General features: G+C 57.6%; 11 protein-coding genes. 7 read left to right on the top strand and 4 right to left on the bottom strand.

Annotation, left to right across the window (positions count from 1 at the left end):
- Positions 1 to 17 precede the first annotated feature (17 nt).
- Both macB and macA read right to left on the bottom strand, forming a co-directional pair.
- On the bottom strand, positions 18 to 1,964 hold the full coding sequence (macB, locus tag H0S68_RS08215) for a macrolide ABC transporter ATP-binding protein/permease MacB (RefSeq protein ID WP_273854751.1): 1,947 nt from the start codon (positions 1,962 to 1,964) through the stop codon (positions 18 to 20).
- Positions 1,964 to 3,019, bottom strand: a complete 1,056-nt coding sequence (gene macA, locus H0S68_RS08210) for a macrolide transporter subunit MacA (protein ID WP_240504854.1) — start codon at positions 3,017 to 3,019, stop codon at positions 1,964 to 1,966. The genes macB and macA overlap by 1 nt, the downstream gene beginning before the upstream one ends.
- 252 nt (positions 3,020 to 3,271) lie before the next feature.
- Here macA and H0S68_RS08205 point away from each other — a divergent pair, with 252 nt between their 5' ends.
- Positions 3,272 to 4,240, top strand: coding sequence for a VirK/YbjX family protein (locus H0S68_RS08205; protein WP_273854752.1), 969 nt, complete (start codon positions 3,272 to 3,274; stop codon positions 4,238 to 4,240).
- Here H0S68_RS08205 and H0S68_RS08200 read toward each other — a convergent pair.
- Positions 4,237 to 5,901, bottom strand: coding sequence for an ATP-dependent endonuclease (locus tag H0S68_RS08200; protein ID WP_020826101.1), 1,665 nt, complete (start codon positions 5,899 to 5,901; stop codon positions 4,237 to 4,239). The genes H0S68_RS08205 and H0S68_RS08200 overlap by 4 nt on opposite strands.
- 192 nt (positions 5,902 to 6,093) lie before the next feature.
- Here H0S68_RS08200 and H0S68_RS08195 point away from each other — a divergent pair, with 192 nt between their 5' ends.
- The 5 genes from H0S68_RS08195 to ltaE all read left to right on the top strand — a co-directional run bounded on the left by H0S68_RS08195 (position 6,094) and on the right by ltaE (position 12,961).
- The gene (locus H0S68_RS08195) at positions 6,094 to 6,990 is read left to right on the top strand and encodes a lysine exporter LysO family protein (RefSeq protein ID WP_048761828.1); all 897 of its coding nucleotides are present in this window, start codon (positions 6,094 to 6,096) and stop codon (positions 6,988 to 6,990) included.
- A 174-nt stretch (positions 6,991 to 7,164) separates the two neighbouring features.
- Entirely contained in the window at positions 7,165 to 8,814 is a 1,650-nt protein-coding gene (hcp, locus tag H0S68_RS08190; protein WP_116690829.1) for a hydroxylamine reductase, read from the top strand.
- Between the two features lie 51 nt (positions 8,815 to 8,865).
- A complete protein-coding gene (hcr, locus tag H0S68_RS08185) occupies positions 8,866 to 9,870 on the top strand; it encodes an NADH oxidoreductase (RefSeq protein WP_410529302.1) in 1,005 nt (334 codons plus the stop codon).
- Positions 9,871 to 10,050: 180 nt separating this feature from the next.
- On the top strand, positions 10,051 to 11,772 hold the full coding sequence (gene poxB, locus H0S68_RS08180; RefSeq protein WP_020826097.1) for a ubiquinone-dependent pyruvate dehydrogenase: 1,722 nt from the start codon (positions 10,051 to 10,053) through the stop codon (positions 11,770 to 11,772).
- 172 nt (positions 11,773 to 11,944) lie between these two features.
- A complete protein-coding gene (gene ltaE / locus H0S68_RS08175; RefSeq protein ID WP_020826096.1) occupies positions 11,945 to 12,961 on the top strand; it encodes a low-specificity L-threonine aldolase in 1,017 nt (338 codons plus the stop codon).
- Between the two features lie 36 nt (positions 12,962 to 12,997).
- Here ltaE and H0S68_RS08170 read toward each other — a convergent pair whose 3' ends face one another.
- The gene (locus tag H0S68_RS08170) at positions 12,998 to 13,345 is read right to left on the bottom strand and encodes a DUF1294 domain-containing protein (RefSeq protein WP_122078084.1); all 348 of its coding nucleotides are present in this window, start codon (positions 13,343 to 13,345) and stop codon (positions 12,998 to 13,000) included.
- A 145-nt stretch (positions 13,346 to 13,490) separates the two neighbouring features.
- Here H0S68_RS08170 and H0S68_RS08165 point away from each other — a divergent pair, with 145 nt between their 5' ends.
- A complete protein-coding gene (locus H0S68_RS08165; RefSeq protein WP_410529301.1) occupies positions 13,491 to 14,930 on the top strand; it encodes a DUF2867 domain-containing protein in 1,440 nt (479 codons plus the stop codon).
- Positions 14,931 to 15,047 lie beyond the last annotated feature (117 nt).

The following is a 15,047-nucleotide window of genomic DNA, read 5'->3' as shown; positions in this document are numbered from 1 at the left end:
CATTTTTTATTCGCTGATTATTCGCGTGCCAGCGCGTCAATCGGGTTAAGCCGCGCCGCGCTGCGGGCCGGAAGATAACCGAACACCACGCCGATAGCGGTGGAACAGACAAACGCACTCAACAGGGCCGCCGGAGGGAAGCTGATTTGCCAACCCGGCAACACCAACTGCACCAACAGGCCGATGGCAAAGGACAGCGTAATCCCCAAAGCACCGCCGACCAGACACACCAGCACCGCTTCAATCAGAAACTGCTGTAGTACGTCGCCGGAGCGTGCCCCCACCGCCATGCGGATGCCTATCTCACGCGTGCGCTCCGTCACCGATACCAACATGATGTTCATCACGCCGATACCGCCGACCACCAGTGATATCACCGCCACCAGCGTCAAAAACAGCTGCAGCGTACGCGTAGTTTTTTCTGCGGTCTGCACCAGGCTGTCCATATTATAGGTGAAGACGTCTTTCTTGCCGTGGAGCAGCGTCAGCAAGCGCGTCAGCTGTTGCTCCGCCTCCTGGCTGTTGTAACCATCACGAATGCGCACGGTAATCGAATCAAAATAGGCGTTCCCCATCAGCCGATTGGCCATGGTGCTGTAGGGCACCCAGACGTTCAGCGTCTTGCTGCTGCCGAACATAGATTGCTTTTCCTTCGCTACCCCCACTACCGTCGCCGGCATATTGCCCACCAGGATCACCCGGCCTACCACCTCTTTCTGATTCGGGAACAGGCGGCGCTGGGTATTGGCGTCGATCACCACCGTCTGCGACTGTGATTGCACCTGCAGTTGATCAATGCCGACGCCCTCAGTAAAGGTCATGCCGTACACGCGGAAAAACTGTTCGCTGACGCCGTTAACGTTGGCTGCAACATCAACGTTACCCAGCCGCAGCCGCATACTGCTGGCGATGCTGGGCGACAATGCGCTGACGTAAGGCTGCTCGCGCAACGCGGCAAGATCGTCGTACTTCAATGCCTGGCGGAAAGTCGGATCGTCGTCACCAAAGTCCTTACCGGGATAGATATCTACCGTATTGGTGCCGATGGATTTGATATCTGCCAGCACCATCTGTTTGGCTGCGTCGCCGATCACCAGGATCGAAACCACCGAGGCGATGCCGATAATAATGCCGAGCATGGTCAGCGCAGTGCGCATTTTACTTGCCGCCATTGCCCGCCAGGCCATCACCAAGGCTTCGCGGAAACGACCGATAGTTTGCTGCCAGGACGGCGCCGGCGTAACCATCTCCAACGGTTTGGCGTTCGGGTTGCTCTGCCCATCAGGGCGTGAATCGGCAATGATTTCGCCGTCGCGGATTTCAATGATCCGCTCAGCCTGCTGGGCCACGGCCGGATCGTGGGTCACGATAATCACCGTATGCCCCTGCTCGCGCAGCTGCTTGAGGATGGTCATCACCTCTTCACCGGAATGGCTGTCGAGGGCACCCGTCGGTTCATCCGCCAGGATCACCTGACCGCCATTCATCAGCGCACGAGCGATACTGACCCGCTGCTGCTGGCCGCCGGAAAGCTGGCTCGGTCGGTAACTGACGCGCTCGCTTAGCCCCAGGCGCTGTAACAGCGCCACCGCACGCTCACGTCGTGCCGCCTTGCCCAGCCCGGCATATACCGCAGGCACTTCGACGTTATGGGCCGCGCTCAAATGCGGCAACAAATGATACCGCTGGAAAATAAAACCGAAATGTTCACGCCGCAGCCGAGCCAACGCGTCGCTATCGAGCGTCGCCACGTCCTGCCCTGCCACCCGATACACGCCGGCGCTGGGCTTATCCAGGCAGCCGAGAATATTCATCAGCGTCGATTTACCGGAGCCGGAGGCGCCCATAATGGCCACCATTTCGCCGGCCTCGATGCTCAGGCTCACGTTCTTCAGCACCGCCACCGTCTGATCGCCCGACTGATAGTTACGGCTGATGCCGCTCAGTTCCAACAATGCGGCCATCAGAGAGGCTCCGCGCCGCCGCGGCTGACGATCACTTCGTCGCCGATATTCAGTCCGCTGAGGATTTGCACGTCAATATTATTACGCAGGCCAATCGCCACTTCGCGCTTTTCCTCCTTGCCCTGCTTGAGGATCGAAACCTGATAGCGGTTATCCGCAATTTGATCGCCCAGGGCCGCCAAAGGGATAATTTGCGCCTGATTGACCCCCGCCAGTTGAATATGCACCTGCGCCGTCATTTGCAAACGCAGTAACCCCTCGGGGTTCGGCACTTCAAAGCGCGCGTAGTAGAAGATAGCGTTATTGACCTTTTCCGGCGTTGGTTGGATATCTTTCAACACGCCATCAAAGCGTCGATTAGGATCGCCCAGCACGGTAAACCAGGCTTTTTGCCCCGGCTTCAGGCTGATGACATCCGCTTCCGACACCTGGGCTTTTACCAACATGGTGCTGAGATCTGCCAGCGTCAAAATATTCGGCGCCTGTTGCGCCGCGATCACCGTCTGGCCTTGAAGCGTGGTGATTTGCACCACGTCGCCATCCATCGGCGCTTCAATGCGGGTAAAAGCCAGATTGATTTTTGCCGTGTCCAGGCTGGCCTGGTTTTTGGCGATTTGCGCATGAATGGTGCCTACCTGCGCCTTCTTCACTGCCAGCTGTGTGGCGGCCTGATCCAGATCCTGACGCGAGACGGCCTGCAGTTTGGCCAAAGCCTGATTGCGCTGCAGCGTAACCGCCGCCAGCTGTTGTTCCGCTTGCGCCTGCTGTAACTGGGCATGGAGCTCACGCAGCGTCGCTTCGCCCTCGCGGATGCTGTTTTTCGCCTGCTGCGGATCAATCACGCCGAGCAACTGGCCTTTCTTCACCCGGTCGCCAATTTCGACGTACAGGCTTTCCAACTGCCCGCTGACCTGCGCACCCACGTCCACCTTGCGAACCGCGTCGAGCTGACCGGTCGCCAGTACGTTTTGCTGCAGACTGCCCAGGGTGACCTTCACCGTTTTAAACTGGGTTGGCGTCGGGTGCCCAAAGTGCCAGACCGCCGACACAGCGATTACCGCCGCTACGATCAGCGCGATTATCCAGCGTCGTTTGTGTCCTTTAAACCACGTCAAAATAGGTTCCTGCCTGTTGCAATTCATACTGCCAATAGCGGCAGCGGGGCTAAATTATCACGCACGGTGCGGAATAACTAAACCTTAGCTCAACACAATGTGGAGACACGCTTGGTTACAGTTGGGCATTGACCTCTCGTTTAGTGAAGCCTTGATGAAATAGCACCATTCAATACAGTCAAGGATTTCATCATGTCACAGCTCAGCTACCCACTCGTATCTGCACGTCCGCTTAACGGCTGGCAACTGATGACGGCGCTGATCAATGGCGAAAAGACGCCGAGTAAAGCATGGAAAAAAACGTCATTCCGCTTGAAGTTTATCGGCCGTTCGTTATTTTGCTGGCGCACCACCAGCGGCCTGCTCAGCACGCTGGCGTCCAATCCCCTGCTGGATGAGATCCTGAACGCGCAACCCAATCTGCCGTGCAAACTGCATCGTCCGTATCTGGCAGCCAACATGAGTAAAATCGAGTGCTTATTTGCCCTGCGCGACCACTACGATCTCAGCACCCAACGCATGCCAATGAAAATGCTGCTCGGTCATCTGAAAAAGCCTTTTGTGCTCGCCAGTGCCGAAGGCAAGAGTGGCGCCGCGGTGTCACTCGAACTGGCGGCCATCGACAACCTGAACAAGGAAGGCGAAGCCACCCTGCTGCTGCGTAACGCCAACGGTATTATGTTGGCGGAAATCACCTTTTCGCTGATGCACTATCAGCAGAAACCGACGCTGTTTATCGGCGGGTTACAGGGAGCTAATCATCAGGTACCGCATGCTGAAATCCAGCAGGCCACCAAGGAGTGTCACGGATTGTTCCCCAAACGCCTGGCACTGGAAGGAGTTTGCGCTCTGGCCCACCATTTGGGCATTCAGCAAATCGTGGCGGTCGGCAACGCCACCCATATCTACCAGAACTGGCGTTATCACAGTAAAAAGAAAGACAAGCTGCATGCCGACTACGATCAGTTTTGGGTATCCATGGGCGGCCAGATGCTTGAAAGCGGCTATTTTTTATTGCCGAAGAACATCACCCGCAAACCGATAGAAGAAGTGGCCAGCAAGAAACGCGCTGAATACCGCCGTCGCTATCAACTGCTGGACCAGTTGGAACTGGGAATGGCAGAGCACTTTCGTGCCCAGTCCCGTTTTACTTCGGTCTAATCGGCGCGGCCACGCGCCAGCCAGGTCACACGCGAAAACATTTTCTTCAGCAGTGGCGGCACCGAGTCCGTGCCCCACTGGCCGGCTTGCATCGCTACTTCGATCGCCAAATCGGGTTTCGAGGAGTGATGCACCGCCTTGAGGATCACCTTACGCACCGGCATCTGCGTATTCTTCGGCACCGAGGCCACCCGGTAGTAGACCGGGCTGAAGCCTTCGCGGAACATAAAATGCTCCATATCCGGTGCCGGTAACGCGGTCAGTCGGTCACGCTCGTTATCGTCGTGGTTATCCAACATGCTGCGTACGGTATTGGCGTACTTTTTCCCCGCTTCATCACCGTCCACCAAAGCATGCCATTCAATGCCCATGCGACGGGCGAACTTCAGCAAAGGTTTTAATCCGCATTGGGCGAACTCGATCACGCGTACGCCCTCTGCCTCAAAGTGATATCCGCACTGGCGCGCCAGCTCGCTCAACAGCCAGACCTCGGTCTCGCCTTCCACCAGCAACCAGCAGCGGGCAAACAGCGAAGATGGCCGATTAAAACGAATATGAAAAGCAATGCGGCGCCCATCCTCCGGACTCAGCCCACGCGGTCCCAGGCGGTAAGTGGCGACGCGCCCGGACTCACGCACCAACCGACAAACATGCTCTACCGGCACCAGCGACACCAGTTCACTGGAGTTGGTGGTGGTGATCCGTTGCAACGGCAACTGGTTAAGCAGCCCCCAGGCCACCGACAGCATAATCGGATGCAGACGGGTTTCCGGGTCCTCCACCAGCAGCAGTGGCCGGGCGTGCGGATCCAGCTTGATGCTGCCCTTGGCCTGCAGCAGAGTAGAAAACATTCCCAGCAAGATAAGCCGCATGCTACGGCTGTTAGGTTCTGCCACCATACGGTTGATGCTGTCCAGGGAGCGCCATGCCTGCTGATCCTGATCTTGATCCAACCGTTGCCGACGCGGCCGGGAGACCTGCGAACCCTGCTCGGCAAAGTAATGCTCCAGCAGTTGCTGCATTGCTGCCAACCCCTGCCGCAGCTCGGCGTTAGTCAGCTTTTGCGGGTTGCGTACCAACTCTCGCGTCAACTGATCCAACTGCTGGGACAGGGCCTTATTGTCAGCCGGGTTTTCATCGTTCAACGTGCTGGGCCGCAGACGGCGGATGAAACGCGCATCGCGCAGGCGCAATACCGGATGGATGCGAATAATGGCATGTGCCAGTTGCTCAATATGATGCAACTGCATCGCGTTACCGTCGGCATCCAGGAAGCCGCGCCAGGTACAAACCGTGCCGTCATCGGCCAGTTCGCCTTCACAGCGGTAATAAATTCGGTTGAGGTTATCTTCGCCTTTGACCCACAGCGGCGAAAGGTGGCGGTAACGGGGGAGATGAGCATGGCCGATGTCTTTCTCACAGAAGGTAAAGACCACCTGTAAATGCCGTTCTTTGGCCTCTTCCTCGCCAGGAGGGAAATGAAAGTCATGCCCTTCAAAACGGTACAGCTTTTGCTCCGGCGCCAGCAGCAGGGTCAAGGCGTCCAACAAGCTGGATTTACCCCAGGCGTTTTCACCCAGCAGCAGCGTGTTGTCGTCCAACATCAGCGACAGCCGGTTAATGCCGCGAAAACCTGCAATCTCGATACGCTCTAAGAACATCTGTCGCCTCCCGTGCGCGCTGCCACCGTCCTTAATGGGGTGACCTTCTCTGAGCATGGTCAAAAAACCCCTTGCAGGTCAAGAGGACGACGTCAAATCTGCCGCTTTACTCCGGTCGCCGTTTTGGTTAGCGTGTGGTGCCTCGCCGGTCATCCTGGCGCCATCTGCCGAACAAAGGACGTAAGCTTCACCATGTATTCAGGACTGCTGATTATTCTCTTACCGCTGATTGCCGGTTACCTGGTTCCATTACGCAGCAGAACGTTACTGCAAACCATTAACCGTCTGCTGAGCTGGATGGTTTACGTGATCCTGTTTTTCATGGGTATCAGCCTGGCGTTTTTGGAAGATCTGAGCAGTAATCTGGTGCTGATTTTCCAGTATGCCTCGGTGTTCTTCCTGTGCATTCTCGCTGCCAGCCTGCTGATGCTGGCGCTGCTGGAACATAAAATGCCGTGGCGGAACAGCCATAAACAGGAAAAGCTGCCATCGCGCCTGCATATGGCGCTGGAATCGCTCAAACTCTGCGGTGTGGTACTCGGCGGCTTCCTGCTCGGCCTGACCCAGTGGCAATGGTTGCAGTTTGCCAATAAAGGCAGCGAATACGCGTTAATTTTCCTGCTGTTGCTGGTCGGCATCCAATTGCGCAACAGCGGCATGACCCTGCGCCAAATCGTACTTAACCGACGCGGCATGATGGTGGCCGTGGTGGTGACGGTCAGTGCACTGGCCGGCGGGGCGCTGGCAGCGCAGCTGCTGGGGTTGCCGATCAAAGCCGGGCTGGCCATGGCCTCCGGTTTTGGCTGGTATTCGCTTTCCGGCATTCTGATCACCGATGCCTACGGTCCGGTATTGGGCAGCGCAGCCTTCTTTAACGATCTGGCACGCGAGCTGGTGGCAATTATGCTGATCCCAAGCCTGGTACGACGCAGCCGTTCCTCTGCGCTGGGCCTGTGCGGTGCCACCTCCATGGACTTTACCCTGCCGGTGTTGCAGCGCAGCGGCGGGTTGGAAATGGTGCCACCGGCGATTGTGCATGGCTTCCTGCTAAGCCTGCTGGCACCGGTACTGATCGCCCTGTTCTCCTGACCTCTTTTCCGGGGGCACCGCCCCCGGAAAGCGTAATAATTCCCATCCGCACAGCGAAATTGCGCTAAATCAAACTTCCCTTTGGTTACGCCATAAAAACCTTTTTAAGCCTCGGTTGCCGATCTATGCTCTTAAACAAGCATTTAAAATGCAACTTTAAAAAAGGAAGCGATTATGTTCTGTGTGCAATGTGAACAAACCATTCGTACCCCGGCAGGCAACGGCTGCTCTTATGCCCAGGGCATGTGTGGTAAAACGGCGGAAACTTCGGACCTGCAGGATCTGCTGGTAGCGGCATTACAAGGGCTGTCAGCCTGGGCGCTGCAGGCACGGGCTCTCGGGATCGTCGATCATGATATCGACAGTTTTGCCCCGCGCGCCTTCTTCTCCACCCTGACCAACGTCAACTTCGATTCTGACCGCATCATCGGTTATGCACGCGAAACTATCACCCTGCGCGAATCACTGGCGGCACGTTGCCGCCTGCTGGATGCCGGCGTAAGCGTCGATCATCCACTAGCCACGTTGCAGTTGGCCGGTGACGATATGCCTACACTGCTGCAACAGGCGGCTCAGTTCGCTCTGAATACCGATAAAGCCGAGGTCGGCGACGACGTGCACGGCCTGCGCATGCTCTGCCTGTACGGCCTGAAAGGCGCGGCGGCCTATATGGAGCACGCCCACGTATTGGGTCAATATGACGACCAGATTTACGCCGACTATCACGCCTTTATGGCCTGGCTCGGCACCCAGCCGCGCGATGTGGATACCCTGCTCAACAACGCGATGGGCATCGGCAAGATGAACTTCAACGTGATGGCCATCCTCGACCACGGTGAAACGCAGGCCTATGGCGATCCACTACCCAGCGCGGTAAATGTCCGTCCGGTGGCGGGTAAAGCCATTTTGATCTCCGGTCACGATCTGAAAGATCTGCGCATGCTGCTCGAGCAAACCGAAGGGCAGGACGTGAACGTCTATACCCACGGCGAAATGTTGCCGGCACACGGCTACCCGGAGCTGAAAAAATTCAAACATCTGGTGGGGAACTACGGCAGCGGCTGGCAGAACCAGCAGACCGAGTTTGCCAAATTCCCCGGTCCTATCGTGATGACCTCCAACTGCATTATCGATCCTAACGTCGGCAACTACGGCGATCGCATCTGGACGCGCAGCATCGTCGGCTGGCCTGGCGTCAACCATCTGGAAGGAGATGACTTCACCCAAGTGATCGCCCAGGCTCAAGGCATGAAGGGGTTCCCGTATACCGAAATCGAACATATGATCACCGTCGGCTTTGGCCGTCAGACGCTGCTCAACGCTGCCGATACGGTGATCGATTTGGTGGCGCAAAAGAAACTGCGTCACGTCTTCCTGGTGGGAGGCTGTGACGGCAGCCGCGATGAACGCAGCTATTTCACCGATTTTGCCCGCAGCGTCCCGCAAGACTGCCTGATCATGACGTTGGCCTGCGGCAAATACCGCTTCAACAAACTGGATTTCGGCACCCTGGAAGGCTTGCCGCGCCTGCTGGATGTCGGCCAGTGCAACGACGCCTATTCTGCCATCATGCTGGCGGTCAAACTCGCCGATACGCTCGGTTGTACCGTCAACGAACTGCCACTCAGCCTGGTCCTGTCTTGGTTTGAACAGAAAGCGATCGTCATCCTGCTGACGCTGCTGTCGTTAGGGGTGAAAAATATTGTCACCGGCCCGACGGCACCGGGTTTCCTGACCGAGAACCTGATGGCGATCCTCAACGACAAGTTCGGCATGCGTCCGATTACTACCGTTGAGCAGGACCTGCACGCCCTGCTTGGTTGATCCCGTTTTTTGGGGCCGCAGATGCCGGCCCCTTTGCTTTTGAGGTGCCCTATGACCCAGCCCAGCCCACTTTGTCCTAACCGTATGCAGGTCCATTCGATCCAACAGGAAACCGCCGACGTCTGGACGTTAAACCTGATCTGCGACGTTTTTTACCCTTATCAAGCCGGCCAGTTTGCGCTGGTCAGCATTCGCAATAGCGAAGAGACGCTGCGCGCCTATACCTTGTCCTCTTCCCCCGGCCAAAGCCGTTTTCTCAGCATCAGCGTACGTTGCCTGCCGGACGGCATCGGCTCCCGTTGGCTGACGCGTGAGGTTAAACCCGGCAACACCCTGTGGCTGTCTGACGCCCAAGGCGAGTTCAGCTGTGAACAACACCCGGCCGACAGCTACCTGATGTTGGCTGCCGGCTGTGGCGTCACGCCAATCATCTCCATGTGTCGCTGGCTGGTGGCCAATCGTCCGACCTGTGATGTCGCCGTAATCTTTAACGTACGCACCCCTGCCGATACCATTTTCGCCGAGCAGTGGCGCGAGCTTTGTGCCGCTCATCCGCAACTGCGGCTGACGCTGATGGCCGAACAAGATATCCAGCCAGGGTATCTCAGCGGGCGGATCAGTGCCGAAGTGCTGCGCCATGTCGCGCCGGATATCACCGAACGCAGGGTGATGACCTGCGGTCCTGCGCCTTATATGACCCAGGCGGAGCAACTGTGCCTGCAGCTTGGCGTGCCGGCTTCCCGCTTCCATAAAGAACAGTTTCATACCCCGGCGGAAACCGATAGCGGGCAAGGTGCAACATTAATGCTACGCTCCGCCCGGCCATTGGGTGAATACCGCGTCCCGGTAGGCAGCACGCTGCTGGCAGCGATGGAAGCCAACGCGTTGCCGGTCAACGCGGCCTGTCGCGCCGGGGTATGCGGCTCGTGCAAAACGCGCATCCTCGAAGGCGACTACACCACCACCAGCAGCATGACGCTCACCCCGGCTGAAATCGCCCAGGGCTATGTGCTGGCCTGCAGTTGCCAACTGCAGGGCGACGTTACCCTCGCCTGACGCTTGCCGCCCCATCGCCAATGATGGGGCATTTATCGGCAAGCAGGCTTGGCACTCCCCTTCTACACTTTCCCGGTTGCGCGCTTTTATTACGTTCATCTGCTCAATAATCAATAAGCCATACCCGAGGAATTCAGACGATTGAAAATCAAGGGTATTTCTATCATGTTTGGGGGAAGTATGAAGCAAACCGTAGCCACGCTGATCGCCAAAACTCTGGAACAGGCCGGTGTGAAACGCATTTGGGGCGTCACCGGCGATTCACTTAACGGCCTCAGCGACAGCCTGCACCGTATGGGCACCATCGAATGGCTGGGCACGCGCCACGAAGAAGTCGCTGCCTTTGCCGCCGGTGCGGAAGCCCAGCTTACCGGCCAACTGGCGGTCTGCGCCGGATCTTGTGGGCCAGGTAACCTGCATCTGATCAACGGTCTGTTCGATTGTCACCGCAACCACGTACCGGTACTGGCCATTGCCGCCCATATTCCCTCCAGCGAGATTGGCAGCGGTTATTTCCAGGAAACTCACCCACAAGAACTGTTCCGCGAATGCAGCCACTACTGCGAGCTGGTTTCCAACCCGGAACAGCTGCCGCGGGTGCTGGAGATTGCCATGCGCAAAGCGATCCTCAATCGCGGGGTCTCGGTGATTGTGCTGCCGGGGGACGTGGCGCTGCGCATGGCACCGGAAGACGCCAGCATGGTGTGGCACACTCCGGCATTGCCGCTGGTGCAGCCGCCCATGAGCGAATTGAACAAGCTGGCTGCAACCCTTAACAAGGCAAAAAATATTACGCTGATGTGCGGCAGCGGCTGTGCCGGTTCTCATGATGAAGTGGTCAAGCTGGCCGAACTGTTGCAGGCACCGGTGGTGCATGCTTTGCGCGGTAAAGAGCATATCGAGTGGGACAACCCCTATAGCGTCGGCATGACCGGTCTGATCGGTTTCTCTTCCGGCTATCACGCCATGATGAACGCCGATACCCTGGTGCTGCTCGGCACCCAGTTCCCGTACCGCGCCTTCTATCCTACCAACGCCAATATCATTCAGATCGACATCAACCCAGGCAGTATCGGGGCGCACTGCCCGGTCAATATGGCGCTGGTGGGCGACATCAACACCACCCTGACCGCCCTGCTGCCGCAGTTGGAACCCAAGAGCGACAGTGCCTTTCTTGACAAGGCCCTGGAGCACTACCGCAACGCGCGCAAAGATCTGGACGGCCTGGCCACCGCCAATGACGATCAGCCTATTCACCCGCAGTATCTGGCGCAACAGCTCAGCCAGTACGCCAGCGACGACGCCATCTTCACCTGCGACGTCGGCACGCCGACGGTATGGGCGGCCCGCTATCTGAAAATGAACGGCAAGCGCCGCCTGCTCGGTTCGTTCAACCATGGTTCGATGGCCAACGCCATGCCGCAGGCGATTGGCGCACAGGCAACCGAACCGAACAAGCAGGTGATCGCCATGTGCGGAGACGGCGGTTTCACTATGCTGATGGGCGACTTCCTGTCGTTGGCCCAGCTAAAACTGCCGGTCAAGATTGTGATCTTCAACAACAGCGTTTTGGGCTTCGTGGCCATGGAAATGAAGGCCGGGGGCTACCTGACTGACGGCACTGACCTGCATAACCCTGATTTTGCGGCGATAGCCAATGCCGCCGGCATCAAGGGCATTCGCGTGGAGAAAGCGTCGGATCTGGACGGCGCACTGCAGGAAATGCTGGCGCACCCCGGCCCGGCATTGCTCGATGTCGTCACCGCCAAGCAGGAACTGGCGATGCCGCCGCAGATCAAATTCGAGCAGGCCAAGGGCTTTAGCCTGTATATGCTGCGGGCGATCATCAACGGCCGTGGCGACGAAGTGGTCGAACTGGCGAAAACCAACTGGTTGCGTTAATGACCCATCCCGGGAACAACGATCGCTGTTCCCGGTATTTTTTCTCTTTTGTCATCAGAAAATCTGGCTATGATGAAAACCGCATTCTCTTTCACATTAGCTATCCCCAATAGATTTCAAGTTGCAACCAACAACGCTGCGGCTTGAAAGATGAAGGGGATAAGGAATTTTTATGCTTATTGATCTACGCAGCGACACAGTAACCCGCCCCAGCGCCGCTATGCGTGAAGCCATGGCCCAGGCCGAAGTCGGTGATGACGTTTATGGCGATGACCCTACGGTCAACGCACTGGAGGCGGAAGCGGTTCGCCTGTCCGGTAAAGAGGCGGCGCTGTTCTTGCCAAGCGGCACCCAGGCAAACCTGGTAGCGCTGCTGAGCCATTGCCAGCGCGGTGACGAATACATCGTCGGCCAGCAGGCGCATAACTATAAATACGAAGCCGGCGGTGCCGCGGTACTGGGTAGCATCCAACCGCAGCCGATTGAAGCCAACCCGGACGGTACCCTGCCGCTGGACAAGGTCGCGGCGGCAATTAAACCCGATGATATTCACTTTGCCAGAACCCGTCTGCTGAGCCTGGAAAACACCATCAGCGGCCGCGTTTTACCGCTGGCGTACCTGCAACAGGCCTGGCAATTCAGCCGTGAACACAAGCTGGCACTGCATATCGACGGGGCGCGCATCTTCAACGCCGCAGTCGCGCTGAATGTGCCGCTGAAAGAGATCGTGCAGTATTGCGACACCTTCACCATTTGCCTGTCGAAAGGGCTGGGCGCACCGGTAGGCTCGTTGTTGTGCGGCAGCGAAGCCTTTATTCAGCAGGCGATACGCTGGCGCAAAATGACCGGCGGCGGCCTGCGTCAGGCCGGTATTCTGGCCGCCGCGGGACTCTATGCGCTGGAGCATAATGTCGAACGGTTGCGGGAAGATCACGATAACGCCAAGTGGCTGGAACAGCAGTTGCAAAACATTGGCGTGGAGATCGCCGAGCCGGGCGCGCAAACCAACGTGCTGTACCTGCGTCAGTCCCCTGAATTGGCGGCAAAACTGGGCCCCTGGATGCGCGAGCGCGGCGTGCTGATCAGCAGCGGGCCGCTGACGCGCATTTTGACCCACCTCGACGTCAGCCGTCAGGATTTACAGCACGTGGTCGATTTGTGGCAACAATTCCTCAAGCAGCACGCTTGATGCATGCCTCAACGGGGCGCTAACACGCCCCGTGTTTTAGAGGATCCAGCGGCCGTAAACCCAGTACCAGATCGCCAACGTCGCCACGACGTTCAACACCACGCTGAAGATAAACCAACTTTTGAACGGCTGTTTCTGGGTTTTGTGACGGAACAATTGCTGCGCAACGATCGCCCCAATCCAGCCACCCACCAGCCCGAACACCCATAGCGTGCTTTCAGGCACCCGACGCCACCCCTTGCGCGCGGCCAGTTTATCGACACCGTACACCAATAACGTCAGCAGGTTAGCCAACAGCCACCACATCCAAATCGGATGCAGGAAAAATAAACTGGCGATCAGCGCCAGACCTAACAGGGCATAACAAACGGCATTGAGTTTCATATTTTTTCGGCTTAGCACAGACAAACGGTGCGTAGTGTGACGCTGCCTTAAGGTGGATGCAATGCCCGCATAACCACACAAAAAGTGCATTTAAACCCTGAGTTTGGCATGCTGTCATCGACTTCCACTGCATAAGGCAGCGCTAATGACACCTCAACGCGTATTGGTTCTTGGAGCCAGCGGCTATATTGGCCAGAACCTGATCCCCCACCTGATCGAACAGGGACACAGCATTACCGCCGCCGCGCGCCGCCTTGAATGGCTTCAGGAGCAGCATTGGCCGCAGGTCAACTGCCAGTACGTGGATGTCTACCAACCAGAAACCCTGACCGCCGCGCTGTGGGAGATCGACGCCGTGTATTATCTGATCCACGGTATGGGCGACGGTGATGACTTTATCGAAAAAGAACGCCAGGCGGCGGAAAACCTGCGCGATGCGCTACGCAACGCCAGCGTAAAACAGGTCATTTTTCTCGGTGCGCTGCAACCGGAAGGCGAGAGTTCACCGCACCTGGTGGCACGCAAGCTGACCGGGGAGATCTTGCGCCAGAGCGGCGTACCGGTCACCGAACTGCGCGCCAGCATCATTGTCGGCCCCGGTTCGGCGGCCTTCGAAATTATGCGCGATATGGTCTACAACCTGCCGGTGCTAACCCCGCCGCGCTGGGTGCGTTCCAAATCTTCGCCGGTCGCGTTGGAAAACCTGCTGGTGTATCTGGCCGATCTGTTGGCGCACCCGGCGGAAGAAAACCGCATTTTTGACGTCGCCGGCCCGGAGTACATCAGTTATCAAACAATGTTTGAACGCTTCATTGCCATCAGCGGCAAAAAACGTTGGCTGATCCCCATCCCCTTGCCCACCCGGTTTATCTCGGTATGGTTCATCAGCATGATCACCTCGGTGCCCACCTCGATCGCCAATGCGTTGATCCAGGGGTTGAACCACGATCTTCCCGCCGACGGTAAACCGCTACAGGCTCTGATTCCGCAGACGCTGCAAACCTTCGATCAGGCGGTGGCGGCTACCCTGCGGCGCGAGGAAGAAGTGGTCGACTCCGCCGACTGGGGCTACGATCCGGAAGCGCGAGCCCGCTGGCGACCAGGCTATGGCTTCTACCCGAAACAGGCGGGCTGTTCGCTGGAAACCCCGGCCTCCAGCCAGGCGCTGTGGCACACGGTGCAACAACTGGGCGGGAAAGAGGGCTATTTTTACGCCAATATCCTGTGGAAAATCCGTGCCCGCATGGACGATATGATTGGCAATCGCGTAGTTTATGGCCGCCCCCAGCGTGAGACGTTAGCCATTGGCGACCTGGTCGATGGCTGGAAGGTCATCACCATTAAACCACTGCGGCAGTTGGCGTTGCTGTTCGGCATGAAAGCGCCGGGGCTGGGCCGGCTGGTGTTCACCATCAAAGATCATGGCGACCACCGCACCCTGGATGTGCGTGCCTGGTGGCACCCTGCCGGTTTTAGCGGACTGCTGTATTGGTTCGCCATGATGCCCGCTCACCTGTTCATTTTTCGCGGTATGGCGCGCCGTATCGCCAGGCTGGCCGAAGAGAACCCGCGCAATATGTCCTGACCATCGCTTATTTGTCGATCAACCGCACAGTTTACTGCTGCGGTTAGGGCCTTTCCGATTGCATAGCGCACGAAATAACGGAAGAATGGCATCTTATTTGCTGGAACGCCGCTGAAG

The sequence above is a fragment of the Serratia sp. AXJ-M genome (assembly GCF_046531865.1).
GTDB classification, from domain to species: domain Bacteria; phylum Pseudomonadota; class Gammaproteobacteria; order Enterobacterales; family Enterobacteriaceae; genus Serratia; species Serratia liquefaciens.
The sequence above is the reverse complement of the archived record's forward strand: the minus strand, read 5'-3'. Positions and strand labels throughout refer to the sequence as shown.

What these genes read in the sequence shown, in the direction of transcription:
- macB (WP_273854751.1), bottom strand. Translation starts at nt 1,964, where the DNA reads ATGGCCGCATTGTTGGAACTGAGCGGCATCAGCCGTAACTATCAGTCG.
- H0S68_RS08205 (WP_273854752.1), top strand. Translation starts at nt 3,272, where the DNA reads ATGTCACAGCTCAGCTACCCACTCGTATCTGCACGTCCGCTTAACGGC.
- H0S68_RS08200 (WP_020826101.1), bottom strand. Translation starts at nt 5,901, where the DNA reads ATGTTCTTAGAGCGTATCGAGATTGCAGGTTTTCGCGGCATTAACCGG.
- H0S68_RS08195 (WP_048761828.1), top strand. Translation starts at nt 6,094, where the DNA reads ATGTATTCAGGACTGCTGATTATTCTCTTACCGCTGATTGCCGGTTAC.
- hcp (WP_116690829.1), top strand. Translation starts at nt 7,165, where the DNA reads ATGTTCTGTGTGCAATGTGAACAAACCATTCGTACCCCGGCAGGCAAC.
- hcr (WP_410529302.1), top strand. Translation starts at nt 8,866, where the DNA reads ATGACCCAGCCCAGCCCACTTTGTCCTAACCGTATGCAGGTCCATTCG.
- poxB (WP_020826097.1), top strand. Translation starts at nt 10,051, where the DNA reads ATGAAGCAAACCGTAGCCACGCTGATCGCCAAAACTCTGGAACAGGCC.
- ltaE (WP_020826096.1), top strand. Translation starts at nt 11,945, where the DNA reads ATGCTTATTGATCTACGCAGCGACACAGTAACCCGCCCCAGCGCCGCT.
- H0S68_RS08170 (WP_122078084.1), bottom strand. Translation starts at nt 13,345, where the DNA reads ATGAAACTCAATGCCGTTTGTTATGCCCTGTTAGGTCTGGCGCTGATC.
- H0S68_RS08165 (WP_410529301.1), top strand. Translation starts at nt 13,491, where the DNA reads ATGACACCTCAACGCGTATTGGTTCTTGGAGCCAGCGGCTATATTGGC.